Source organism: Stenotrophomonas sp. ZAC14D1_NAIMI4_1, from assembly GCF_003086775.1.
Classification (GTDB): Bacteria; Pseudomonadota; Gammaproteobacteria; order Xanthomonadales; family Xanthomonadaceae; genus Stenotrophomonas.
This window is the reverse complement of the sequence record NZ_CP026001.1, coordinates 2,254,709-2,280,074: the sequence shown is the minus strand read 5'-3', so window position 1 is coordinate 2,280,074 and position 25,366 is coordinate 2,254,709. Positions and strand designations below refer to the sequence as shown.

At 68.7% G+C, this 25,366-nt stretch carries 20 protein-coding genes and 1 pseudogene; all 21 read left to right on the top strand.

The genetic code is table 11. From position 1 onward, the window contains the following. Positions 1-29 precede the first annotated feature (29 nt). The 21 genes and pseudogenes from flhA (at position 30) to C1927_RS10455 (ending at position 25,192) form a co-directional block, all read left to right on the top strand. The gene (flhA, locus tag C1927_RS10555) at positions 30-2,090 is read left to right on the top strand and encodes a flagellar biosynthesis protein FlhA (protein ID WP_174208723.1); all 2,061 of its coding nucleotides are present in this window, start codon (positions 30-32) and stop codon (positions 2,088-2,090) included. Between the two features lie 145 nt (positions 2,091-2,235). After that, positions 2,236-3,927, top strand: coding sequence for a flagellar biosynthesis protein FlhF (gene flhF, locus C1927_RS10550; RefSeq protein ID WP_108746643.1), 1,692 nt, complete (start codon positions 2,236-2,238; stop codon positions 3,925-3,927). Beyond that, entirely contained in the window at positions 3,914-4,801 is an 888-nt protein-coding gene (locus C1927_RS10545) for a MinD/ParA family protein (RefSeq protein WP_079221807.1), read from the top strand. Before flhF ends, C1927_RS10545 begins: the two co-directional genes overlap by 14 nt. Then, positions 4,798-5,541, top strand: coding sequence for an RNA polymerase sigma factor FliA (locus tag C1927_RS10540; RefSeq protein ID WP_079221806.1), 744 nt, complete (start codon positions 4,798-4,800; stop codon positions 5,539-5,541). Before C1927_RS10545 ends, C1927_RS10540 begins: the two co-directional genes overlap by 4 nt. A 57-nt stretch (positions 5,542-5,598) precedes the next feature. Beyond that, a complete protein-coding gene (gene cheY, locus C1927_RS10535) occupies positions 5,599-5,991 on the top strand; it encodes a chemotaxis response regulator CheY (RefSeq protein WP_053520063.1) in 393 nt (130 codons plus the stop codon). Then, positions 5,991-6,596: a protein phosphatase CheZ gene (locus C1927_RS10530; protein WP_079221805.1), complete on the top strand. Its 606-nt coding sequence runs from the start codon at positions 5,991-5,993 to the stop codon at positions 6,594-6,596. Before cheY ends, C1927_RS10530 begins: the two co-directional genes overlap by 1 nt. A 2-nt stretch (positions 6,597-6,598) precedes the next feature. Next, complete coding sequence (locus tag C1927_RS10525) at positions 6,599-8,434, top strand: chemotaxis protein CheA (RefSeq protein WP_108746642.1); 1,836 nt, start codon at positions 6,599-6,601, stop codon at positions 8,432-8,434. Between the two features lie 147 nt (positions 8,435-8,581). Beyond that, positions 8,582-9,322, top strand: a complete 741-nt coding sequence (locus C1927_RS10520) for a flagellar motor protein (protein WP_079221803.1) — start codon at positions 8,582-8,584, stop codon at positions 9,320-9,322. Position 9,323: 1 nt separating this feature from the next. Then, a pseudogene (gene motD, locus C1927_RS10515) lies at positions 9,324-10,205 on the top strand (flagellar motor protein MotD); the annotation flags it as partial. Positions 10,206-10,338: 133 nt separating this feature from the next. Beyond that, positions 10,339-11,121, top strand: coding sequence for a ParA family protein (locus tag C1927_RS10510; protein WP_079221801.1), 783 nt, complete (start codon positions 10,339-10,341; stop codon positions 11,119-11,121). After that, on the top strand, positions 11,118-12,473 hold the full coding sequence (locus C1927_RS10505) for a chemotaxis protein CheW (RefSeq protein ID WP_108746641.1): 1,356 nt from the start codon (positions 11,118-11,120) through the stop codon (positions 12,471-12,473). Before C1927_RS10510 ends, C1927_RS10505 begins: the two co-directional genes overlap by 4 nt. 74 nt (positions 12,474-12,547) lie before the next feature. Then, positions 12,548-12,856 carry an STAS domain-containing protein gene (locus tag C1927_RS10500; protein ID WP_079221799.1) on the top strand — a complete coding sequence of 103 codons (309 nt, stop codon included), beginning with the start codon at positions 12,548-12,550 and terminating at the stop codon, positions 12,854-12,856. Then, positions 12,853-13,218 carry a response regulator gene (locus C1927_RS10495; protein ID WP_070207889.1) on the top strand — a complete coding sequence of 122 codons (366 nt, stop codon included), beginning with the start codon at positions 12,853-12,855 and terminating at the stop codon, positions 13,216-13,218. The genes C1927_RS10500 and C1927_RS10495 overlap by 4 nt, the downstream gene beginning before the upstream one ends. Before the next feature lie 53 nt (positions 13,219-13,271). Then, positions 13,272-15,272 carry a chemotaxis protein CheA gene (locus tag C1927_RS10490; protein ID WP_108746640.1) on the top strand — a complete coding sequence of 667 codons (2,001 nt, stop codon included), beginning with the start codon at positions 13,272-13,274 and terminating at the stop codon, positions 15,270-15,272. 294 nt (positions 15,273-15,566) lie between these two features. After that, positions 15,567-17,807: a methyl-accepting chemotaxis protein gene (locus tag C1927_RS10485; protein ID WP_108746639.1), complete on the top strand. Its 2,241-nt coding sequence runs from the start codon at positions 15,567-15,569 to the stop codon at positions 17,805-17,807. A 147-nt stretch (positions 17,808-17,954) separates the two neighbouring features. Next, complete coding sequence (locus C1927_RS10480) at positions 17,955-18,431, top strand: hypothetical protein (protein ID WP_152027071.1); 477 nt, start codon at positions 17,955-17,957, stop codon at positions 18,429-18,431. A gap of 3 nt (positions 18,432-18,434) precedes the next feature. Beyond that, positions 18,435-20,651: a methyl-accepting chemotaxis protein gene (locus C1927_RS10475; protein WP_108746638.1), complete on the top strand. Its 2,217-nt coding sequence runs from the start codon at positions 18,435-18,437 to the stop codon at positions 20,649-20,651. A gap of 113 nt (positions 20,652-20,764) precedes the next feature. After that, on the top strand, positions 20,765-21,538 hold the full coding sequence (locus C1927_RS10470; protein ID WP_108746637.1) for a flagellar brake protein: 774 nt from the start codon (positions 20,765-20,767) through the stop codon (positions 21,536-21,538). A 184-nt stretch (positions 21,539-21,722) separates the two neighbouring features. Beyond that, complete coding sequence (locus tag C1927_RS10465; RefSeq protein WP_108746636.1) at positions 21,723-22,214, top strand: chemotaxis protein CheW; 492 nt, start codon at positions 21,723-21,725, stop codon at positions 22,212-22,214. A 137-nt stretch (positions 22,215-22,351) separates the two neighbouring features. After that, entirely contained in the window at positions 22,352-22,735 is a 384-nt protein-coding gene (locus tag C1927_RS10460) for a hypothetical protein (RefSeq protein ID WP_079221792.1), read from the top strand. Positions 22,736-22,831: 96 nt separating this feature from the next. Then, the gene (locus C1927_RS10455) at positions 22,832-25,192 is read left to right on the top strand and encodes a methyl-accepting chemotaxis protein (protein ID WP_108746635.1); all 2,361 of its coding nucleotides are present in this window, start codon (positions 22,832-22,834) and stop codon (positions 25,190-25,192) included. Positions 25,193-25,366: the final 174 nt, after the last annotated feature.

Below are 25,366 nucleotides of genomic sequence, written 5' to 3'. Positions count from 1 at the left end.
CCAGCTTCAACACCCGCCGCGCCCTGGAGATGATCCGCCAGGGCCTTGGCGCGCCGCTGATCGTGCTGGCCCTGCTGGCCATGGTCGTGGTGCCGCTGGCCGCACCCGTGCTCGATGCACTGTTCACCTTCAACATCGCCATCTCGCTGATGGTGCTGCTGGCGGTGGTCTACGTGAAGCGCCCGCTGGACTTCACCATCTTCCCGATCGTGCTGCTGGTCACCACCATGCTGCGGCTGGCGCTGAACGTGGCCTCCACCCGCGTCATCCTGCTGCACGGCCAGAACGGCCACGAGGCGGCCGGCAAGGTCATCGCCGCCTTCGGTGAATTCGTCATCGGCGGCAACTACGCCGTGGGCATCGTGGTCTTCGCCATCCTGACCATCATCAACTTCGTGGTCATCACCAAGGGCGCCGGGCGCGTCTCGGAAGTGACTGCGCGCTTCATCCTTGACGCCATGCCCGGCAAGCAGATGGCCATCGACGCCGATCTGAACGCCGGTTTGCTGACGCGTGAAGAAGCCAAGGCCCGTCGTGAAGAGGTCCGCGAGGAAGCCGACTTCTACGGTGCGATGGACGGTGCCAGCAAGTTCATCCGCGGCGACGCCATCGCCGGCATCCTGATCCTGTTCATCAACATGCTGGGCGGCCTGGCCGTGGGCGTGCTGCAGCATGGCATGCCGTTCGGCGATGCCGCCGCCACCTACACCCTGCTGTCCATCGGTGACGGCCTGGTGGCGCAGCTGCCGGCCCTGCTGATCTCCAGCGCCGTGGCAATGCTGGTCACCCGCGCCTCGCGCTCGCAGGACATGGCCCAGGCCATGACCGGCCAGGTGTTCGGCCAGTACCGCGCACTGGCGATCACCGCCGGCATCCTCGGCCTGGTCGGCCTGGTCCCCGGCATGCCCAACGTCGCTTTCCTGACGCTGGCCGCGATCCTCGGCTTCATCGCCTGGAAGCTGTACCGCAAGAGCCAGGCACCGGCCGCCGAAGATGCCGCCGGGTCCGGCGATGCCGCCGCGCTGGCCGCCCTGGGCCGCCAGCCCAGCCCCGCGCCCACGGCCGAACTGAGCTGGGACGAGCTGCGCCCGGTCGATCCGCTGGGCCTGGAAGTGGGCTACCGGCTGATCCCGCTGGTGGACGCCAACCAGGGCGGCGAGCTGATGGCGCGCATCAAGGGCGTGCGCCGCAAGCTGACCCAGGACGTGGGCTTCCTGATCCCCTCCGTGCATATCCGCGACAACCTGGAACTGCCGGCCAACGGCTACCGCGTGCTGGTGCATGGCGTGCCGGTGGCCACCGCCGACATCCACCCCGACCGCGAACTGGCGCTGGACCCCGGCAGTGCGCTGGGCCCGCTGGAAGGCATCGCCGGCAAGGACCCCGCCTTCGGCCTGGATGCCACCTGGATCCAGCCGCACCAGCGCGCCCAGGCCGAGACCATGGGCTACACCGTGGTCGACCCGGCCACCGTGGTCGCCACGCACCTGTCCCACCTGATCCGCGAACACGCGCCGGAACTGCTGGGCCACGAGGAAGTGCAGCACCTGCTGGCCAACCTCGGCAAGAGCGCGCCCAAGCTCGTCGAAGATCTGACGCCCAAGGCGCTTCCGCTGTCGGCGGTGGTGCGCGTGCTGCAGAACCTGCTGGTCGAGCGCATTCCGATCCGCCAGCTGCGCAAGATCGCCGAAGCACTGGTCGAGCACGCCCCCATCAGCCAGGACCCGGCCACGCTGACCGCAGCCGTGCGTACCGCGCTGGGCCGCTTCATCGTGCAGGAGATCGCCGGAATGTCGGCGGAGCTGCCGGTGTTCACCCTCAACCCGCAATTGGAACGTGTCTTGCAGGAGTCCACGCAGGGCAACGGCGCCGCGCTGGAACCCGGACTCGCAGAGCGACTGCACCAGAGCCTGGCCGAATGTGTCAGCAAGCAGGAAGCGCGAAACGAGCCGGCAGTAGTGCTGGTACCGGGCCCGGTGCGCGCCGCGCTGGCCCGCCTGGTCCGCCACAGCGTTCCGTCGCTGTCGGTCCTGGCCTACAGCGAGGTGCCGGAAGACAAGCGCCTGAAGCTGGTCGGAACGATCAGCTGACGCCCGCCTTCCAAGCGCCAGAAAACAGACACCACTTTCAAACCGCACCACACGACAGATTCCAAGGGGAACCCGAACCGTGCAGACCACCGACCACCCGCGTTCCTCGACCGCCACTCCGCCGACTTCGTCCCGTGACCACAGCATGAAAATCAAACGATTCGTCGCCGCCGACATGCGCTCGGCCATGAACCTGGTGCGCAAGGAACATGGCCCCGACGCCGTGATCCTGTCCAACCGCCGGATCGAGGAAGGCATCGAGATCGTCGCCGCCGCCCACTACGACGAGAGTGCCGTGCAGCGTGCGCTGGAAGCCTCGCGCCGCGAGATCGCACCGCCGCCGCCGAAGCCGCGCAGCGCCGCCGATGCCGTGATCGCCGCCGTGACCCGCCGCCGCAGCGCGACCCCGGCCGCCGAGCCGGTGGCCGCCACCACCTCGGCGGTCGCCGCCCTGGCCCGCGCCGCCGTCGGTGCCACCGGCCGCACCCTGGACAGCGCCGACGAGATCGTGCCGACCCGTGGCAGCACCGGTTTCGCCTCCACCTTGGCCCGCGCCAGCGTCAACGAATCGGCACTGCCGGAACAGATCTTCGCCCCGTATGCCGACGCCATCGTCGCGCCGCCGGCCAGTACCGCAGCGGTTGCCGCCGCGCCGATCAACCGCGCCCGCTTCCTGATCGATCCGCCGCTGGAAGATGACAGCGCCGCCCTGCTGCCGCCGCCGCTGCCGCTGCCGGCCCCTGCGGTCGCCGCTGACCCGGTGGAAGCGCCGGTGGAGATGGCCCCGGCCGTGGCCACCGCTGCCATCGTGGAAGCCCCGGCCGCCGCCGCGCCTGCCAACGACGCAGCGCCGCTTGCCGAAGCCGCACCGACGCCGGCACCGGCCCCGCAGCTGGCCCCGGTCCCGGCCCTGACCATGGTGGCCGCCGATGACGGCGAGATCCGCCAGCTTCGCCAGGAAGTGGCCGGCATGCGCCAGGTCATCGAGCGTGAGATGAACCGCTTCACCGACGAGCGCCTGCGTGGCAGTGCGGTGCGCGCCACCGCGCTGGACCTGATGGACGAGTACGGCTTCGATGCCGGCCTCGCCCGCGACGTGGCCATACAGATCCCGCTGGAGACCGAGGCCCACCGCGGCCGCGGCCTGATGCTGGGGCTGATCTCGCGCAAGCTGCCGATCGCCCCGGTCGACCCGCTGGAAGAAGGCGGCGTGATCGCCCTGGTCGGCCCGACCGGCGCCGGCAAGACCACCACCATCGCCAAGCTGGCCTCGCGCTTCGCCGAGAAGCACGCCCCGCGCGACGTGGCCCTGGTGACCACCGACACCCTGCGCGTCGGCGCCCGCGAGCAGCTGTACGGCTACGGCCGCCAGCTCGGCATCGCGGTGCACGAAGCCAACAGCGGCACCGACCTGGACCAGCTGCTGGAGCGCCTGCAGGACTACAAGCTGGTGCTGATCGATACCGCCGGCCTGGGCCCGCGTGATCGCGCCCTTGCCGCCCAGCTGCAGTGGCTGCGGGCCGCCCGCCAGGTGCGCACCCTGCTGGTACTGCCGGCCAATACCAGCTTCGGCGACATGGACGAGGTCGTCCGCCGCTTCGGCGCGGCCAACCTGCAGGGCCTGGTGCTGAGCAAGCTGGACGAGACCGGCCGCTTCGGCAACGCCCTGTCGGTGGCCGTCGACCATGCCCTGCCGATCACCTGGGTGACCGATGGCCAGGACGTCCCGGAGGACCTGCACCGGGCCAGTGCAGCCAATCTCGTACTTCGCCTTGAAGATTTGCGCCGAGCGGCCGATATGCCCTGCAACCCGGAGTTGAACCATGCCGTCGCGTGAGTACGCCAAGCTGACCAATACCTTCCCGCTGTCGGCTACCCGCAGCGAGCCGCTCGGCCCTGTCCGCACCATCGCGGTGACCGGCGGCAAGGGCGGCGTGGGCAAGACCAACGTGTCGGCCAACCTGGCCGTGGCGCTGGCCGGCATGGGCAAACGCACCCTGCTGCTGGACGCCGACCTCGGCCTGGCCAACATCGACGTCATCCTCGGCCTGAACCCCAAGTTCACCCTGGCCGACCTGGTGGCCGGCCGCTGCAGCCTGGAAGACGTGATCATCGAGGGCCCCAACGGCGTGCTGGTGGTACCGGCCGCGTCGGGCCGCCGGCACATGGCCGAACTGGCCCCAGCCGAACATGTCGGCCTGGTCAACGTGTTCTCCGAGCTGGAACGCGAGCTGGACATCATGGTGGTGGACACCGCCGCCGGCATCAACGACGGCGTGCTGACCTTCTGCCAGGCCGCGCAGGACACCGTGGTGGTGGTCTGCGATGAGCCGGCCTCGATCACCGACGCCTACGCGCTCATCAAGGTGCTGTCGCGCGAACGTGGCGTGGATCGCATCCAGGTGGTGGCCAACATGGTGCGCGACCCCAACGAAGGCCGCGTGCTGTACGAGAAGCTGACCCGCGTCTGCGAGAAGTTCCTCGCCGATGTCTCGCTGAACTACCTCGGCTGCGTGCCGCAGGATGACTGGCTGCGCCTGTCGGTGCAGCGCCAGCAGCCGGTGGTCAAGGCCTACCCGTCCAGCCCGGCCGCGCTGGCGATCACCGAGATCGCCCGCCGTACCGCCCGCTGGCAGGCGCCGACCGAACCGCGTGGTGGCGTCGAATTCTTCCTCGAACGCATCCTCAAGCAGCGTGGGGTGACCGTATGAAAGGCGCAGCCCAGTACAAGGAAGTCCAGCGCTCGAGCGCGACCGACGTCATCGCCCAGCACTCGGACCTGGTGCGGCGCATCGCCCACCACCTGGCGGCGCGCCTGCCGGCCAGCGTCGAGGTGGACGACCTGATCCAGGCCGGCATGATGGGCCTGATCGAAGCCTCGCGAAGCTACGACGCCGACCAGGGCGCCTCGTTCGAGACCTACGCCTCGATCCGCATCCGTGGCTCGATGATCGACGAGATCCGCCGTGGCGACTGGGTGCCGCGTTCGGTGCACCGCCGTGCCCGCGACGCGGCCGCCACCATCCGCCGGCTGGAACAGAGCAGCGGCCGTGCCGCCAGCGCCACTGAAGTGGCCGCGGCGATGGACATGCCCCTGCCCGAGTACCTGCGCCTGATGGAAGACGCCTCGCGCGGCCAGGTGCTGAGCCTGGAGTCGCGCATCGAGGACCAGGGCGAGCTGGATACGGTCGCCCAGGGTGGCCCGACCCCGCAGCAGGTGCTGGAGCGTGGCGAGTTCGGCCGCGAGCTGGGCAAGGCCATCGGCCACCTGCCCGAGCGCGAACAGCTGGTGCTCTCGCTGTACTACGAGCAGGAGCTGAACCTGAAGGAGATCGGCGCGGTGCTCGGCGTGAGCGAATCGCGGGTCTGCCAGATCCACGGCCAGGCCGTGCTGCGCCTGCGCGGCCGGCTCAAGGTGTTCGAGGCGGTCGACGCCGGCCTCGAACAATGAACATGCGCGAGGCGGCTGCCCCCGGCCGCCCGCAGTGAACAACAAAGGAACTCTGCTTTGAACAAGAACATGCGCATCCTGATCGTCGACGACTTCTCGACCATGCGTCGCATCGTCAAGAACCTGCTGGGCGATCTGGGCTTCACCAACACCGCCGAAGCCGAGGACGGGCATGCCGCGCTGTCGATGCTGCAGAGCCAGCCGTTCGATTTCGTGGTCACCGACTGGAACATGCCGGTGATGACCGGCATCGAGCTGCTGAAGGCGATCCGTGCCGATGCCAAGCTGAAGACCCTGCCGGTGCTGATGGTCACCGCCGAAGCAAAGCGCGAGCAGATCATCGAAGCGGCCCAGAGCGGCGTCAACGGCTACATCATCAAGCCGTTCACCGCGCAGACCCTGGAAGAAAAGCTGGGCAAGATCTTCGAACGCCTGGCGGCGAGCGCCTGATGGACGCACAGGTCGACAGAAGCGCCCTTGCCCTGCGCCTGCAGGAAGCCCTGGATGCATTGGAATCCGGTGACGAGGCCGCCTGGCGCCAGCGCATCGACAGCCTGGTGGCCGCGCGCACCCAGCCGATGATGAGCGGTCTTTCGCGGCTGGCCCGCGAACTCGGCCAGGCCCTGGGCGAGCTGCCGACCGTGCCCGACGAGGCCGGCGAGCTGGATGATGCCTGCGCACGCCTGGACCACGTCGTGGCGATGACCGAACAGGCCACCCACCGCACCCTGGACCTGGCCGAAGAATGCCGCGCCCTGACCGAACAGCTGCGTGCCGATGGCCTGCAGCCGGGCCAGGACGCGCAGCTGGAACGCATCCGCCACAACCTGACCGAGATCGCCCTGACCCAGAGCTACCAGGACCTGACCGGGCAGATCATCCGTCGCGTGGTCGGCATCGTCCGCCGCGTGCACGAAGGCTTTGGCGCGCTCGGCCTGCCGCCGGAACAGCATCGCACCGACCCTGAACTGGCCGGGCCGGCACTGAAGGGACTGGACCGCCACGCGGTCTCGCAGAACGACGCCGACGACCTGCTGTCGGACCTGGGGCTGTAAGCATGAGCGCTGTTGCCGACGACATCACTGCCGATTTCATCATCGAGGCGCAGGAAATCCTGGATCGCCTGGGCGAACAGCTGGTGTCGCTGGAACAGGCACCCCAGGACAACGACCAGCTCAATGCGGTCTTCCGCGGCTACCACACGCTGAAGGGCGGCGCCGGCTTCCTCGGCATCACCGCCATGGTCGAGCTGTGCCATGCCGCCGAAGAAGCGCTGGGCGCGGCGCGTGCCGGCCAGGCCGTGCTGCAGGCCCATCACTTCGATGCCGCCCAGCAGTCGCTGGATTACCTGCAGTCGATGCTCGATGCGGTGTCCGCCGGCACTGAACCCGGCTACGCCCCGCCGGAACTGATCGCCCAGTTCGACGTGCATGGCGGAGCGAGCCCCGCATCGAGCGCCGCCGCAGCCGCCACCCCGGCCGCTGCCGGCAGCGACCTGATCACCGACGATGAGTTCGAGGCCCTGCTCGACCAGCTGCATGGCAGCAGCGCACCGACTGCCGTCGCGCCGCCGAAGAAGGCCGATGATGGCCTGATCAGCGAAGACGAGTTCGAAGCCCTGCTCGACCAGCTGCATGGTGGCGCCGTCCCGGGCGCCAAGCCCGTGGCCGCCGCACCGGTGGCCGCCGCACCGGCCCCGGCACCCGCCCCGCGCGCGGCCGCCAAGCCGGCCGCGAACAAGCCGGTGGCCGAAGCCGAACACACCGTGCGCGTGGACACCAAGCGCCTGGATGCGATCGTCAACCTGATCGGCGAACTGGTGCTGTCACGGAACCGGCTGAAGACCCTGCGCACCCGCCTGCGCGACGAAGAGCTGGATCGGGCGGTGTCGACGCTGGACATCGCCACCGCCCGCCTGCAGTCGGCGGTCATGCGCACCCGCATGCAGCCGGTGGGCAAGGTGTTCTCGCGCTTCCCGAAGGTGGCCCGCGACGTCGCCCGTTCGCTGCAGAAGGAAGTGGACCTGGAGCTGATCGGCGCCGAGACCGAACTGGACCGCAACCTGGTCGAAGCGCTGGCCGACCCGCTGGTGCACCTGGTGCGCAACGCCATCGACCACGGCGTGGAAATGCCCGACCTGCGCGAAGCCCAGGGCAAGCCGCGGATGGGCCATGTGCGCCTGTCGGCGCAGCAGGAAGGCGACTACGTCAGCATCGAAGTGCAGGACGACGGCGCCGGCATCGATCCGGAAAAGCTGCGCGCCAAGGCACGCGAGAAGGGCCTGATCGATCCGGAAGCCGCCGCCCGCCTGAGCAGCGAGGAGTGCCTGCACCTGGTGTTCCTGCCCGGCTTCTCGACCAAGCAGCAGGTCACCGATATTTCCGGCCGCGGCGTGGGCATGGACGTGGTGCAGTCTCGTATCCGCGAACTGAGCGGCCAGATCCAGATCCAGTCGGAACTAGGCCGTGGCAGCCGCTTCCTGATCCGCGTGCCACTCACCCTGGCCATCCTGCCGACGCTGCTGGTGCAGGCCGGCGAAGACATCTATGCGCTGCCGCTGGCGCGCGTGATGGAGGTGCTGCACGCCCCACGCACCTCGCTGGGCTGGTTCGATGGCCGCGCCGTGCTGGACCGCCGCTCGCACACTCTGCCGCTGGTCGATCTGCGCCAGTGGCTGGATGTGACGCCTGCAGCGTCCCCCCTGCTGACCATCGTGGTGCTGCAGGCCGGTGAAGCGCGCTTCGGCCTGGTGGTGGACCAGGTGCGCGGCCGCGAGGAAGTGGTCATCAAGCCGCTGCCCAAGGCGCTGCGCGGCCTGCGCGGCTACGCCGGTGCAACCTTGATCGGCGATGGTCGCATGGCCCTGATCCTGGACGTGGACGGCCTGCGCTGAACCCCCGCCGGGCATGGCCCGGCGCTACCCGAGATGGCCCTGCGCGGTAGCGCCGGGCCATGCCCGGCGACCCGAAAACTGTGACTACCGTCTGTACACGATCTACCGGTGTCTCAAGTCCCATTCACACAAGCCGATACCGGACCCATGGATAGACTCAGCCTCATTGGACTCTTTCTCGCCCTGGCCTCGCTGGTCGGCGGCAGCATCCTGAAGGGCGCCGGCCTGGCTTCGCTGTGGTCGCCTGCCGCCTTCGTGATCGTCATCGTCGGCACCGTGGCATCGATCCTGCTGCACACCGCCCCGGCGGTGTTCAAGCACGCCTTCAAGATCGTGCGCTGGGTCGTGCGCCCGCCGCACAGCGACCGTCACGAACTGATCAAGCAGATCGTCGAGTGGAGCAACATCGCCCGCCGCCAGGGCCTGCTGGGCCTGGAGTCGCAGGTGGAAGCGCAGCGCGACCCGTTCCTGCGCAAGGGCCTGCAGCTGCTGGTCGACGGCGTGGAGCCCGAATCGATCCGGCACATGCTGGAAATCGAACTGAGCAGCCAGGAACACCAGGACCAGGCCGGCGCCAAGGTCTTCGAGGCCATGGGCATCTACGCCCCCACCCTGGGCATCATCGGTGCCGTGCTGGGCCTGATCGCGGTGATGAAGAACCTGGCCGACCCCAGCAAGCTGGGCCACGGCATCGCCGCCGCGTTCACCGCCACCATCTACGGCATCGCCTCGGCCAACCTGCTGTTCCTGCCCATCGCGGCCAAGCTGAAGGGCGTGATCGCGCACAACACCCGCGACCGCGAAATGGTCATCGAAGGCCTGATCTCGATCGCCCAGGGCGAAAACCCGCGCAACATCGAAACCAACCTCACCGGCTTCCTGCACTGACATGGCCCGCCGCAAGCACCACGAAGAGCACGCCAACCACGAGGCATGGGCCATTCCCTATGCCGACCTGATGACGTTGCTGCTCGCCTTCTTCGTGGTCATGTATGCCATTTCCTCGGTCAACGAGGGCAAGTACCGGATCATGGCCGACGCCCTGACCGATGCTTTCGGTGGCGCACCGCGCACCATCAATCCGGTGCAGGTGGGCAACAAGCAGGTGCAGGGCGGCGGCTGGGACAGCCCCTCGGTCATCAAGTCGGGCACCCGGATCGGCCCGTCCGCACCGGCGCCCACCCACGACCCCACCCTGCTGCCGGCGATGGCCTCGCAGATGCGCATGCCGGTGTCGGTGCACAACCAGGACCAGATCGCCCGCGCCGAGCGCCAGCTCAGCAGCATCGCCGACCGCCTGACCGCTGCGCTGTCGCCGCTGATCGACCGCGGCATGATCAGCGTGCGCCGCACCGAGCTGTGGATCGAAGTGGAGATCAACAGCGACATCCTGTTCCCGACCGGATCGGCCGCGCTGGACGTGCATGCGCGGCAGACCCTGGCCAGCCTGGCCGACGTGCTGCGCGACGTCCCCAACAGCGTGCGCGTGGAAGGCCACACCGACAACGTACCGATCGCCACCGCCACCTTCCCCTCCAACTGGGAACTGTCGGCCGGTCGCGCCGCCAGCGTGGTGCATCTGTTCGCCGACCAGGGCGTGCAGCCCTCGCGGCTGGCCATGGTCGGCTACGGCCAGTTCCGCCCGCGCGAAGAGAACGACAGCGCGCAGGGCCGCAACCGCAACCGGCGGGTGATGGTCATCATCCTGGCCGACACCAGCCACGCGGTCGACCCGCTGGGCGAACGCTTGAACGCCGCCGCCGGTGGCAGCGCGGCCACCGACACGGCCGCCACTGCACCGCGCAGCACCCCCGTTTCCCCCAACGCACCGGTGCAGTTGCCGCCGGTGCCGGCTGGCAGCCGCGTCGGCGCCGCCGTTCCCCCGGCAATGAAGGAGTAACCCGATGCGCATCTGGGCAGTCGCCAACCAGAAGGGTGGAGTCGGCAAGACCACCACCACCCTCGCCCTCGGTCGCGGCCTGGCCGCACAGGGCCACCGCGTGCTGTTGATCGACCTGGATCCGCACGCCTCGCTTACCCGCGCCTTCGGCGTGCCGGTGGAACCGGCGCCGGCCGGCGTGCTGGAACTGTTCGGCGCACCGCCGGCCGAGCTGTCCGCACTGAGCCACCCCAGCAGCATCGGCGGCCTGGACTACGTGTGCGCGCAGGCTTCGCTGGCCACGCTGGAACGGCGCAGCGCCAACCAGCCCGGCCTGGGCCTGGCCCTGCAGAACGCACTTGCCCGCCACCAGGGCCAGCATGACTACATCCTGCTGGACTGCGCGCCCACCCTGGGCCTGCTGATGATCAACGCACTGGCTGCGGCCGACCGCCTGATCATTCCCACCCAGGCCGAGCCGCTGGCCCTGCACGGACTGGACGGCATGGTGCGCACCGGCGAGATGGTCGAGCGCTCGCGCCGCCGTCCGCTGCCGATCTCGATCCTGCCCACCCTGTTCGACCGCCGCACCCGCGCCGGCAACGAATCGCTGCGCACCATGCAGGACCGCCACGGCGCCCGCGTGTGGGAAGACGCGATCCCGATCGACACCCGCATCAGCAACGCCGCCGGCCTGACCCTGCCCAATGTGGGCGAGGACTACCCGGGCCGCGGCCTGGCCGCCTATCGCCGCGCCCTGAACTGGATCCTCGGCGAAGACGCGCGTGCATTGGAGCAGGCGGCATGAACACCCCCGGCGTGCTGGACGACTACCTGGACGAGCTGCTGGGCGAAGCCATCGCCCTGGCTGCACCGCCACCCCCGGTCGCCGCCGCGCCCGAGCGCGAGCCGACGTGGGACGACCTGCCGGCCGAGGTGATCCACGAAACCGGCGACACCCTCCCGGGTAGCGCCGGGCCGTGCCCGGCGAGCGCAGCGTCACCCGAAGGCGAGCCTACCTGGGACGACCTGCCGGCCGAAGTCGTCTACGAAACCGGCGACACCACCGTTGCCGCGTCCGTGGATGACGCCTCGCTCGAGGCCGCATTCGAAGCCGCGGCCGTCGCCGCACCCGAACGCGAACCCACCTGGGACGACCTGCCGTCCGAGGTCATCTACGAGACCGGCGACACCGATGCTGCCGCATCCGTGGACGACGCCTCGCTCGAAGCCGCATTCGAAGCCGCGGCCGTCGCCGCACCCGAACGCGAACGCGAACCCACCTGGGACGACCTGCCGGCCGAAGTCATCTACGAAACGGGCGATGCCACCGGTAGCGCCGGGCCGGGCCCGGCGAGCGCAGCGGCCCCCGACCCCGCCACCGACCCGGCAGCCCCCAAGCCCACCTGGGACGACCTGCCCGACGAAGTCATCTACGAAACCGACGGCGCCGACAGCCATCGCCTGGCGCACACCGACAGCCCTGCCCTGCAGGCCGCCTTCGAAGCGGCAGCCGTAGGCGAGGCGGTACCGGCACCGGCACCAGCCGTGGCCGCACCGATCGCGCCGGTTGCGCCGCGCCCTGCGCCCGCCCCGGCCGCACGGGCGGCGGTCGCACCGCCCCCGCGCATCGCCCTCGACGCGCCGCCCGGCAGCCGCCCCGGCAGCTGGCAGGAACTGCAGGCGCAGGCCCACCAGCCGCCGCACGGCGCGAACCCGCACAACCGCCGTGCCGCCGAGCGCACCTCGCGCTGGCTGCGGCTGCGCTGTGGCACCCAGGCCTATGCGCTGGAACTGCTGAAGGTGCAGGAAGTGGTCCTGCCCGTGCCGCTGCTGCCGCTGCGCGGCACCGCCCCGGCCATGCTCGGCATCATGAACCTGCGTGGCCAGGTGGTGCCGGTGATGGACCTGGGCATCCACCTGGGCGCGGTCACCGCCGAAGACGACGCGCAGACGCGCATCGTGGTGCTGGAAGAGAACGGCGAGACCCTGGGCCTGCGTGTATCGGCGGTCGAAGACGTGGCCAACCTCACCGATTCGCAGATCGAGCCTCCCGATACCGCGCGCATCTGCCAGATCTCCAACGAGCTGTTCCGCGGCGTGGCCCGCATCAGCCAGCGGCCGATGATCCTGCTCGACGCGACCCGGCTGTTGGGTTGAGCGCGTCGATTCAACCCTAAAGAACCCCTGCCGGGTGCCGTTATGGATCTCGGAACCGTTTGTCCGGAGCAACGATGAGCACTGTCGAACTGGGTGACGATCTCGGCATCGAGAACAGCACCGAGCTCAAGAACCGCCTTTCGCCCCTCGTGGCGGAAGCAGGCGAACTGACCCTGGACGCAAGCCAGGTCGGTCGCATCCACACGGCAAGCGTGCAGGTGCTGTGTGCGTTCGTGCAGGCACGCCGCGAGGCGGGCCTGGGCACCGGCTTCCACGGTTGCACTGCAACCTTCCGTGACGCCGCCCGCCTGTTGGGCGTCACCCAGGCCCTGGGCCTGGACGTACCCCATGACAACCTGAAATCTGTGGAGAACGCTGCATGAGCGCACGTATCTTGGTGGTGGACGATTCGGCGTCGATGCGCCAGATGGTTTCCTTCGCCCTCACCTCGGCCGGTTTTGCCGTCGAAGAAGCCGAAGACGGCGCGGTCGCGCTCGGTCGCGCCAAGGGCCAGCGTTTCAACGCGGTGGTCACCGACGTCAACATGCCGAACATGGATGGCATCAGCCTGATCCGTGAACTGCGCCAGCTGCCGGACTACAAGTTCACCCCGATGCTGATGCTGACCACCGAGTCGGCTGCGGACAAGAAGTCCGAAGGCAAGGCCGCCGGTGCCACCGGCTGGCTGGTCAAGCCGTTCAACCCCGAACAGCTGGTCGCCACCGTGCAGAAGGTGCTGGGCTGATCGCCCCGCACCCCTGAACCGCCCCTTCCCCACGTTTCCGGATTGCCTCTGCCATGAGCATGGACCTGCAACGCTTCCACGCCACCTTCTTCGAGGAGAGCCGCGAAGGCCTCGACGCGATGGAGGCCGGCCTGCTGGCCCTGGAATCGGGGCAACAGGACGCGGAGATCATCAATTCGGTGTTCCGCGCCGCCCACTCCATCAAGGGGGGCGCCGGCACCTTCGGCTTCGATGCGATCGCCGGCCTGACCCACGTGCTGGAAACGCTGCTCGATGAGCTGCGTGCCGGCAAGCGCGCGCTGGAGCCGGTGGCGGTCGACGCCATGCTGTCCTCGGTGGACGTGCTGCGCGCCCTGCTGCGCGAAGCCGAACATGGCCAGGCCGCTGATCCGGCCGCCGTTGCTGCGGTGAAGGCGCGCCTGGAAGCAGTGCTGTCCGGCCAGGCCGCCGCCAGCGCCCCGGTTGCCGCCGAAGCCAAGGTCGACGACACGCCCGAAGCCTGGCAGATCGGCTTCACCCCTGCGCCGTCGCTGTTCATGAGCGGCAACGATCCGCTGCGCATCATCCGCGAACTGGAACACCTCGGTTCGCTGCAGGTGGCCGCGCGCATGGAGCGCCTGCCCGGCTTTGCCCAGCTCGACCCGCTGGAGGCCCACCTGGCGTGGGACCTGGGCCTGGTCGGCAAGGTGCCGCGCAGCAAGATCGAAGATACGTTTGCCTGGGTGCTGGATGACTGCGAACTGGACATCCGTCCGGCAGCGCCGCCGAGCCTCGCTACCCAGGCCCCTGCTGCACCCGTTGTTGCCCCTTCCACCCCCGCTGCACCGGTGGCCGCTGCCACCTCCGCCGCGCCGGCCGCCAATGGCGGTGGCGCCCAGGAAGCCGAAACCTCGATCCGCGTCAGCGTGGACAAGGTGGACGCCCTCATCAACCTGGTCGGCGAACTGGTCATCACCCAGGCCATGCTCAAGCAGGTCTCGCACGCACTGGACCCGGTGCATGCCGAAAGCCTGTTCGCCGGCCTGGACCAGCTTGAACGCAACACCCGCGACCTGCAGGAAGCGGTGATCGGCGTGCGCATGCTGCCGGTCGATGCGGTGTTCCGCCGCTTCCCGCGCCTGGTCCGCGACCTTTCCACCCGCCTCGGCAAGCAGGTTCGCCTGCGCACCGTCGGCGAAGGCACCGAACTGGACAAGGGCCTGATCGAGAAGATCGCCGATCCGCTGGTCCACCTGGTCCGCAACTCCATCGACCACGGCCTGGAAATGCCGGACGTGCGCCGTGGCGCGGGCAAGGACGAGACTGGCACGATCACCCTGGCGGCCTCGCACCAGGGCGGCCACATCGTCATCGAAGTCAGCGACGATGGTCGCGGCCTGGACCGCACCAAGATCCTGGCCAAGGCCCACGAGCGCGGCTTGGCCGTGCCGGACAATCCGACCGATTCGCAGGTCTGGGACCTGATCTTCCAGCCTGGCTTCTCCACTGCCGATGCCGTGACCGATCTGTCCGGCCGGGGCGTGGGCATGGACGTGGTCCGCCGCAACATCCAGGCACTGGGTGGCGAGGTGCAGATCGAGAGCAGCCTGGGCAGTGGTACGCGCACGCTGATCCGCCTGCCGCTGACCCTGGCCATCCTCGACGGCATGACCGTGGCGGTGGCCGGCGAAACCCTGATCCTGCCGCTGGCCTACGTGCTCGAAGCCCTGCAGCCGCAGGCCGAGGACATCCGCAGCATGGCCGGCGAAGGCCGCGTGCTGCGCGTGCGCGGCGAGTACCTGCCGATCCTCTCGCTCAGCGAGTACTACGGCTATGGTGCCCGCGGCGCCAACAGCGAATCGCTGGTGGTGGTGGTCGAGGGCGATGGCCAGAAGATCGCCCTGGAAGTGGACGAACTGGTTGGCCAGCAGCAGGTGGTGGTGAAGAACATCGAGAACAATTACCGCCGCATCGGCGGGGTGTCCGGTGCCACCATCCTTGGCGACGGCCGCGTCGCCCTGATCGTCGACATCGGTGGCCTGGTGCGCTCGCTGCGCGTGCCGCAGGCCGCCTGACCTTCCGCACCGCGCTGTACTTCGGACCGCCGCCCCCAGGGGCGGCGGTTTTCGTTTGCACGGTATGTGGGGGGTCACGCAATGTGATCTCTGTCGCGCAGGCAGTTTCCCGTGCAACCACACCGGCAAGTGAAAGCGCCCGCCCTGCAAGGCTTTCGCGCGGTTTCACCCTACGCACACGAATGTGACATCCATCCATAAAGTCCGTGCAGGGCACGCCGCTATCTGGCTTTGACGGCACACCGAACCCCCACCGGCACGACCGTTTCCCTCTGCCCACCTGGAGCACCCTGCATGAAGTGGTTCCACGATCTGCCCATCGCCCGCAAGCTGGCCGTGGGGTTCACCCTGACAACGCTGATGACCCTGGTCCTGGGGCTGTTCGCCCTGGTCCGCCTCAGCGAAGCCAACACCCAGCTGGGCAGCATGGCCAGCAACGATATTCCCTCGGTGCAGCACCTGGGCGAAGTGCGTTCGCAGCTCGGCGAGTTCCGCACCTACGAGATGGCCCTGCTGACCATGCTGGACCAGCCGGAAAAGGTGGCCGATTACTACAAGCGCATGGATGACAGCGCCGCCATCGTGCACAAGGAGCTGGCCGCCTATGCCGCCCTGCCGACCGGCGAGAAGGAACGCGCGCTGTACCAGCCGGTGAAGGCCGGCGTGGACGCCTACTTCGCTGCCAACGCCAAGCTGCGCGAAGCCGCCAACGCCGGCGACGGCGCGCTGGCCCAGCAGGTATCCGACGAACAGTCCCGCCCCGCGCGGCGAAAGGCCTTCGAGGAACTGAAGGCACTGAGCGCCTTCCTCGGCACGCAGATGCAGGGCAAGATCGACGCCGCCAATGCCACCCACCGCAACAGCATCATCGCCGTCGTCAGCTGCATCGTGCTGCTGTCGCTGGTGGCCGCTGCGCTGGCCGTGGTCATTTCGCGCGCGGTCACCGTTCCGCTCGGCAAGGCACTGACCGCCATCCAGGCCGTCGCCCGCGGCGACCTGAGCGTCAGCACCCAGGCCACCAGCAAGGACGAAGCCGGCCGCATGCTGACCGCCACCAGCGACATGACCGCCATGCTGCGCCGCTTCTCCGAGCAGACCCAGCTGATGGCGCAGATGCATGCAGGCCCGGACATCAGCCATCGCATCCCCGAGGATTTCCCCGGCGTCTACGGCCAGCTGGCCGGCGGCATCAACACCGTCATCTTCGAACACCTCGATTCGATCCGCGCTGCCATCGACGTACTGAACCAGTACGCCGCCGGCAACCTGACCCAGGATGCACAGCGCCTGCCGGGCACCCGTGCCTTCCTGCACGAGGCGATGGATGCCGCCAAGGCCAGCCTGCTGGCCATCAACACGCAGATCCAGCACCTGGCCAGCGCTGCTGCCGCCGGTGACTTCAGCCAGCGCGGCGACGCCGATCGCTTCGACCATGACTTCAAGGTGATGATCGAACAGCTGAACTCGATGATGCAGGTGGCCGATGGCAACCTGGGCCAGCTCTCACAGCTGCTGCAGGCCATTGCCGAAGGCGACCTGACCGCTCGCATGGACGGCCAGTTCCACGGCGTCTTCGCCCGCATGCGCGACGATGCCAACACCACCGTCGCCCAGCTGACCCAGATCGTCGGCCAGATCCAGGCCAGCGCCGGCAGCATCACCCTGGCCGCGGGCGAGATCGCCTCGGGCAACAGCGACCTGTCGCGCCGCACCGAACAGCAGGCCGCCAACCTGGAAGAAACCGCCGCTTCGATGGAGGAACTGACCTCCACCGTGAAGCAGAACGCCGAACATGCGCGCCAGGCCAACCAGCTGGCCATCGGCGCGCACGGCGTCGCCTCGCAGGGTGGCGCCGTGGTCGGCCAGGTGGTCACCACCATGTCGGCCATCGAAGCCTCGTCGAAGAAGATCGCCGAGATCATCAGCGTCATCGATGGCATCGCCTTCCAGACCAACATCCTGGCGCTGAATGCCGCCGTGGAAGCCGCGCGTGCCGGTGAGCAGGGCCGTGGTTTCGCCGTGGTCGCCAGCGAAGTCCGCACCCTCGCCCAGCGCTCCGCCGCTGCGGCGAAGGAAATCAAGGGCCTGATCGACGACTCGGTCGGCAAGGTCGCCGAAGGCTCCAGCCTGGTGCACCAGGCGGGCAGCACGATGGGCGAAATCGTCGCCTCGGTGCAGCGCGTCACCGACATCATGGCCGAGATTTCCGCCGCGTCGCAGGAGCAGTCGGCCGGTATCGAGCAGGTCAACCAGACCGTGGTGCAGATGGACGAAACCACCCAGCAGAACGCTGCGCTGGTCGAGGAAGCCACCGCCGCCGCGCGTGCAATGGAAGACCAGGCCGCGCAGCTGGGCGAGGCCGTGGCCCGCTTCCGCCTGGCCACCCCGGGCCTGAGCCCCGTCGCGCCGCGCCCCGTCGCCGCAATGCCTGCCGCACGCAAGCCGGCTCCGGTGGCCAGCCCGGCCCCGTCGCGGGTCCGCAAGCCGGTGGCGCAGCCGGCACTGGCCGGTGACGGCGACTGGCAGGAGTTCTGAGCCAGGGCCACCCTTGATGTAGGTCCACGCCGTGCGTGGATGGGTTCATCCAACGAACCCATCCGCGCATGACGCATTTATTTATTTTCCCTTCAGCTTCACGCCATCGCGCCGCTATCGGAGAACGCCCCCCGAGCAGGCCCGATGATGCCCGCCAGCGCCGACTCCCCTCCGAGCCCAGCCCCGCGCTGGTCGGCCCTGGCCGGCATGCTGCTGTTGGCCGCATGGCTGGGCTGGACCCTGCCCGTGCTGTGGCTGCAGGGCGCCCGCACCGCCATGCCCGTGGCCAGCGACTGGAATCCCGCGCAGCTGCTGGCGCAGGTCCCGCCGTCCCTGCTCGCCGCCAGCCGCGACCACCCCCTGCTGCTGCGCCAGCCCGGCCATTGCCCGTGCGCCGCCAGTACAGCCCCGCCGCTGGGCGTGGCCACGCGCAACAGTACCCTCGCCCTGCCCTTCGACTGGCTGGTCCTGCACGACCAGCGCCTGGTCTACGCCGGCCCGGCCCTGCTCGGGCCAGGCTGCAGCCGCGGCCCGCTGGCTGCCACCGCACTGGTCGGCCAGCTCCTGCGCGGGCCGCAGGCGCCGCTCATCCTTTCCAACCCATGCCCATGCCTCAAGGAGTAGTGCATGCACGCATCGACCCCGCGCCCCACGCCACCGGGCGGTCACGAAACGCCGCCGTTCCTGCGCGCCATGTCGGCCAGCGCCGATCGTTTGTTCCTGGCAGTCACCGCCGCACTGGTGCTGGTTTCGCTGGGCCTGGCCCTGCGCAGTGGGCAGTGGACCCCGTGGCTGGCGGTGTCGCTGCCGGCGCTGCTGGTCACCGCGCTGCAGGTGCACGGCCTGCCGGGCACCCGCCTCAGCCGCTGCACCGTTGCGCTGGCCTGGATGGTGCTGTCGGCCACGCTCATCCACCAGACCCACGGGCAGCTGGAAACCCACTTCACGGTCATCGTGCTGATCGCCCTGCTGCTTTACTACCGCGACTGGCTGCCGATCGTGGTGGCCGCCGCCGCCATCGCCGTGCACCACGTGCTGTTCTACGCGCTGCAGGTGCGTGGCCTGCCCTACCCGGTGTTTGCCACCGGCAGCGGCCTGGGCGTGCTGGCGCTGCATGCGCTGTACGTGGTGGTGGAAGCGGGCCTGCTGTCGGTGATGGCGGTGCAGATGCGTCGGCAGCTGCTGCTGCTCGGCCACGACCCGCAGCAGCTGGCCCAGCTGGCACACGGACTGGCCGAAGACCGGCCGCTGCCTGACAGCCTGCAGGCCGCGCAGTTCCCGCCTGATTCGCTGGCCGCCGCGCTGGTGCAGACCGGCAACCAGCTGCTGCAGCGGCGCGCCCGCGAACAGGCCGCCAGCAGTGAATCGCTGCGCATCCGCACCGCGCTCGACGATGTCACCACCAACGTCATGATCGCCGACCGCGAGCGCACCATCGTCTTCGTCAACCGGCCCCTGCAGAAAATGCTGGCCGCCGCCGAAGCCGACCTGCGCCGCGACCTGCCGCAGTTCAGTGCCGCCGACCTGCTGGGCCGCAGCATCGACATCTTCCACCGCAACCCCGCCCACCAGGCCCAGCTGCTCGACGGCCTCACCGGCACGTACCGGGCACAGATCCGGGTCGGCGGCCGCAGCATGCGCCTGATCGTCAACCCGATCATCGACGGCGCCGGCCAGCGCCACGGCTTCGTGGTGGAATGGGCCGACCGCACCGTCGAACTGCAGGTGGAAGAAGAACTGGGCGAGATCGTCGAGGCCGCCTCGCTGGGCGACTTCAGCGGCCGCGTCGTCACCGCCGGCAAGGAAGGCTTCTTCCTGCAGCTGGCCGAGCGCCTCAACAGCCTGCTCGACGCCAGCGCATCCAGTCTCGATCAGATCTCCCAGCTGCTGTCGTCGCTGTCACGCGGCGACCTGACCGCGCACATGCAGGGTGATTTCCAGGGCGTATACGCCCGCATCCGCGACGATGCCAACACCACCGTCGCCCAGCTCACCGCCATCGTCGGCAGCATCCAGTCTGCCTCGACCACGCTCACCGCCAGCGCCGACGGCCTGTCGCGCGGCAATGGCCACCTGGCCGACCGCACCGAACAGCAGGCCGCCAGCCTGGAAGAAACCGCCGCGACCATGGAGGAACTGACTGCCACGGTGCGCCAGAACGCCGAACATGCGCGCCAGGCCAACCAGCTGGCCAGCGGTGCGGTCGACGTGGCTGGCGAAGGCGGCGCCGTGGTCGGCCAGGTGGTCGCCACCATGTCGGCCATCCAGGCATCGTCGAAGAAGATTGCCGAGATCATCAGCGTCATCGACGGCATCGCGTTCCAGACCAACATCCTGGCGCTGAATGCCGCCGTCGAGGCCGCGCGTGCCGGCGAGCAGGGCCGCGGTTTCGCCGTGGTCGCCAGCGAGGTACGCACGCTGGCGCAGCGTTCGGCGGCCGCGGCCAAGGAGATCAAGGGCCTGATCGACGATTCGGTCGGCAAGGTCACCGAGGGCGCCCGCCTGGTCGACCGGGCGGGCGGCACGATGGGGCAGATCGTGCAGGCCGTGCAGCAGGTCAACCAGATCATGGGCGAGATTTCCGCCGCCTCGCAGGAACAGAGCGCCGGCATCGAGCAGGTCAACCAGAGCATCGCGCAGATGGATGCCGCCACCCGGCAGAACGCCGCGCTGGTGGAGGATTCCACCCACGCCACGCACGGCATGGCCGAACAGGCCGGGCTGCTGGCCGAGGCCGTGGCGCGTTTCCACCTGGACGACAGCCACGGCGATCCCGCCGTGATGCGGCGCGTGCGCGAGATCGCCAAGGGGTCAGAGCCCTTTCCCATCGGGAAAGGGCTCTGACCCCACCCGTGTAGAGTGATGAACTTCACACTTCATAATTGCCGCCCCCGGCCGATACCTCCTTCAAGCCACGCGCCAGCGCGTGTCGGCCCCCGCCCCAGAACCAAGATTCCATGTCCGACGGCCACGACACCGACCTGCACGATGCCCACGCGGCCGACGCCGCCGACGAACGCTTCCTGGTGCGCAATCCCCGCCAGCTGCGCCAGCTGCTGCGTTCGCTGATCGACCAGCGTTCGCTGATCAACGCCCATGTCGATGGTCGCGATCGATCCTTCCCTACCGCCCTGCTTGAGCTGGACGATGACGACGACTTCCTGCTGCTGGATGGCAGCCCCCAGGAAGCCTCCAACCGCGCCGCCGAACAGGCCGACCACCTGCTGTGCTTCGCCCAGCTGGAGCGGGTACTGGTGCGCTTCCGCCTGCACGACCTGCAGCGGGTGGACAACGACGGCCGCGTGGCCTTCCGCGCCCCGCTGCCCGAAGAGCTGGTGCACCTGCAGCGGCGTGAGCTGTACCGGCTGGAAACCCCCATCACCGACTCGCCGCAGCTGAGCCTGCCTGCCGGTGAAGTGGGCAGCGATGCGCTGTCCATGCGCGTGGTGGACATCAGCGGCGGCGGCCTGGCAGTCACCGTGCCCAACGACTGCGCGGTATTCAGCCTGCAGAAGCGCTACAACGCCGTGCTCTCGATGCCCGACGGCCCGGACCTGCAGATCACCCTGGTGGTCTGCAACATGCTTCCGCAGCGGCAGCCCAACGGCATCGAGGTCAAGCGCATCGGCATGCGTTTCGACGATCTGCCACGCGGCGGTGACAGCGCCATCCAGCGCTACATCTTCCGCGTCGACCGCCAGCGCAAGGCACGCCAGAACGGCGAGATGTAACAGCGCACCGTCCGGTAGTGCTGGCCGCTGGCCGGCAACGGGCCATCATTGCCGGCCAGCGGCCGGCATGACCGATCCGTTGACCGGTAGATCCACGCCAAGCGTGGATGGTCCACCTAAAGTCCCTCGCCAAAGGGCCGATATCGAGCCTGACACCGGGACTTCCGGCAGACCAGGACCCTCGATGAACGACAAGACCAGCTCCACCGCCAGCGCCGGTGGCGAATTCCTCAGCTTCACCCTCGGCGCCGAGCACTACGGTGTGGACATCCTCAAGGTGCAGGAAATCCGTGGCTACGACGCGGTCACCCGCGTGCCGGACGCACCGGACTACATCAAGGGCGTCATCAACCTGCGCGGCACCATCGTCCCGGTCATCGACCTGCGCCTGAAGCTGCGCCTGGAAAACGCGACGTACGACGCCTTCACCGTGATGATCGTGCTGAACGTGGAAGACCGCGTGGTCGGCATCGTCGTGGACAGCGTCTCGGACGTGATCCCGCTGTCGGGCGAACAGATCCGCCCCACCCCGGAATTCGGCGCCGCCGTCGATACCCGCTTCATTTCCGGCATCGGCACCCACGACGACCGCATGCTGATCCTGCTGGACATCGAAACCCTGCTGGACAGCGCCGACATGGGCCAGGCCAGCCTGGTCGAAGACGCTGCAGCCTGAGCAGGCGGACTTCCCTCACGTTTCTGTAACCGAGCCCTTCAGTTCCCCGCGGCGATGCCGATAGGGGGACAGGAACCCGGTCGCGCAGGAGCGCGCAGGACCGGATCGACCATCACAATCCCCGGAGAAACACCCCGATGAAGTCCCTGCTTGCGTTCGTTTCGGCCGCCGTCCTGGCCACCACCGCGTCTTCCGCTTTCGCACAGTCGGCCGACATGATCCCGCCGGAAATGGCCCCGCGCTCGGTCGGCAAGGACGGCATGGTCTGCGGCAAGGTCGAAAAGGCGCGCTTCGCCGAAGGTTCCGAAGGCCAGCCGACCTTCCTGTACATGGGCGGCGCCTTCCCGCGCCACACCTTCTCGGCCCGCATCGCCGGCGAGAACCGCAGCAAGTTCAACTTCCCGCTGGAAAGCCTGGAAGGCAAGACCGTGTGCGTGCTGGGCAAGATCCAGCGCGACGCCTCGCGCGCTGAAATCGAAGTCAGCTCGCCGGCAAGCCTGAAGCTGGCCAACATCAAGTAATCCGCTGTCCATCACCACGCCGGCCACTCGCCGGCGTGGTCTGCTGCAACCGGGCAAGACGCCCGGGCGCGTCTGCCTTAGGAGATCGCAACGCCCATGCCGTGGATCAACAACCTCAAACTGATGCCGAAACTGCTGTTGACGTTCGGCGTCATCCTGCTGGTGATGCTGCTGCAGGGCATCGTCGCCTATCGTGGCCTGCATTCGCTGAACAACGTGACCACCGAGCTGGCGGGCTCGCGGATGGAAAGCATCCGCATGGCCGGCGAGATGCGCGGCATGATCGGCGAGATCCGCAACTCCGAGTACCAGCAGCTGGTCCGCGCCAGCGCCGAGGTCAAGGCTGATGCCCATGCCCGCGTCGCTGAACTGCGCACCAACCTGGACAAGGCGATCAAGGAGTATCCGACCCTGATCGACAACCCGCAGCAGAAGAAGCTGTTCGACACCTTCGCCAAGGACTGGAAGGACGCCGTTGCCTCCTACGACAGCGTCAACGAGATGCTGGAGCTGGAGCTGCCCGACGACGCCATCGATACCTTCGTCGGCGAGACCCGCACCAAGCACCGCAAGGCCACCGCCTCGCTCGAGTCGCTGATCGCCGAAGACAACCGCCTGTCCCGCGCCGCGCGTGACGAGGCCTCCTCCACCTATTCCGCATCGGCCACGCTGATGGTGATCGCCCTGTTCGGCGGCGCCGCGCTGGGCCTGGTGCTGGTGTGGCTGTTCGCCCGTGCCCTGGTCGGCAGCGTGCGTGGCGCCGTTTCGGTCGCCAACGACGTCGCCGGTGGCAAGCTGGACGGCCACATCGATGTCAGCCGCCAGGACGAAGTGGGCGAGCTGATGCAGGCCATGCAGCGCATGCAGCGCGACCTGCGCGAGCGCATCGAGACCGATGCCGCCATCGCCCGCGAGAACCTGCGCATCCGTACCGCCCTGGACTACAGCTCCACCGGCGTGTACCTGACCGACCCGAACAACACCATCGTCTACAGCAACCGCGCACTGCAGCAGACCCTGGCCCAGTACCAGGACGACGTGCGCCGCGACCTGCCGGACTTCGACGTCCAGGCGTCGCTGGTCGGCAAGCCGGTGACCGTGCTGGAACACCGCGGCGAGATGGATGCCACCCTGGTGGCCAACCTGAAGGCCCATGGCGTCGCCCGCCGCCCGATGCAGTACGGCGATGCGCAGTTCGCCCAGGTGGCATCGACCATCCGCAACGAAGCCGGTGACACCGTCGGCTACGTGGTGGAGTGGCGCGACCGCACCCAGGAAGCGCAGGTCGAAGCCGAAGTGGCCCGCGTGATCGCCCAGGCCGCCGCTGGCGACCTGTCCGGCCGCATCGAAGCCACCGGCAAGGAAGGCTTCTTCCTGCAGCTGGCCCAGCAGATCAACGGCCTGCTGGACGCCAACGCCGGCAGCATCGAGCAGATCTCCGGCCTGCTGGCCGCCCTGTCGCAGGGTGACCTCACCGTGCGCATGCACGGCGACTACCAGGGCGTGTTCGCCCGCATGCGTGACGATGCCAACGCCACCGCCGCGCAGCTGAGCGAGATCGTTACCCGCATCAAGCAGTCCAGCCGCGCGATCAGCTCGGCCGCCGGCGAAATCGCTTCGGGCAACAGCGACCTGTCGCGCCGCACCGAACAGCAGGCCGCCAACCTGGAAGAAACCGCAGCCTCGATGGAAGAGCTGACCTCGACCGTTCGCCAGAACGCCGAGCACGCCCGCCAGGCCAACCAGCTGGCCATCGGTGCACACGGCGTCGCCTCCCAGGGCGGCGACGTGGTCGGCCAGGTAGTCACCACCATGTCGGCCATCGAAGCCTCGTCGAAGAAGATCGCCGAGATCATCAGTGTCATCGACGGCATCGCCTTCCAGACCAACATCCTGGCGCTGAACGCCGCGGTGGAAGCCGCGCGTGCCGGTGAGCAGGGCCGCGGCTTCGCCGTGGTCGCCAGCGAGGTTCGCACCCTCGCCCAGCGCTCCGCCGCTGCCGCGAAGGAGATCAAGGGCCTCATCGACGACTCCGTCGGCAAGGTCAATGACGGCTCGGCACTGGTGCACAAGGCTGGCGCGACCATGGGCGAGATCGTCGCCTCGGTGCAGCGTGTCACCGACATCATGGCCGAGATTTCCGCCGCGTCGCAGGAACAGTCGGCCGGCATCGAGCAGGTCAACCAGACCGTGGTGCAGATGGACGAAACCACCCAGCAGAATGCTGCGCTGGTGGAAGAAGCCACCGCTGCCGCCCGTGCGATGGAAGAACAGGCAGGCCACCTGAGCGAGGCCGTGTCGATCTTCGTGGTGGACGAAGCCGAGACCGTGGTCGCCCCGCGCGCCCCGGCCCCGCGCGCTGCCGCACCGGCACCGGCCGCACCGCCGGCACGCCGCAGCACCGGTGGCCGCCCGATGGCTGCCGAACTGGCGGACGGAGACTGGCAGGAGTTCTGATTCCTGCTGCCGCAGGCTTCGAAGACGCCCTGGCCTCGTGCCGGGGCGTTTTCGTTTCCGGGGTTACCGGGTCAACAGCCAACGGCGAAGCCCCTCGGGGTGGATGCGCTCTGTGCTGGGATTTTGTGGGTTGGCCGGGCGGGTGGGCTGCGCGGGGGACGCTGCAAGTACGTC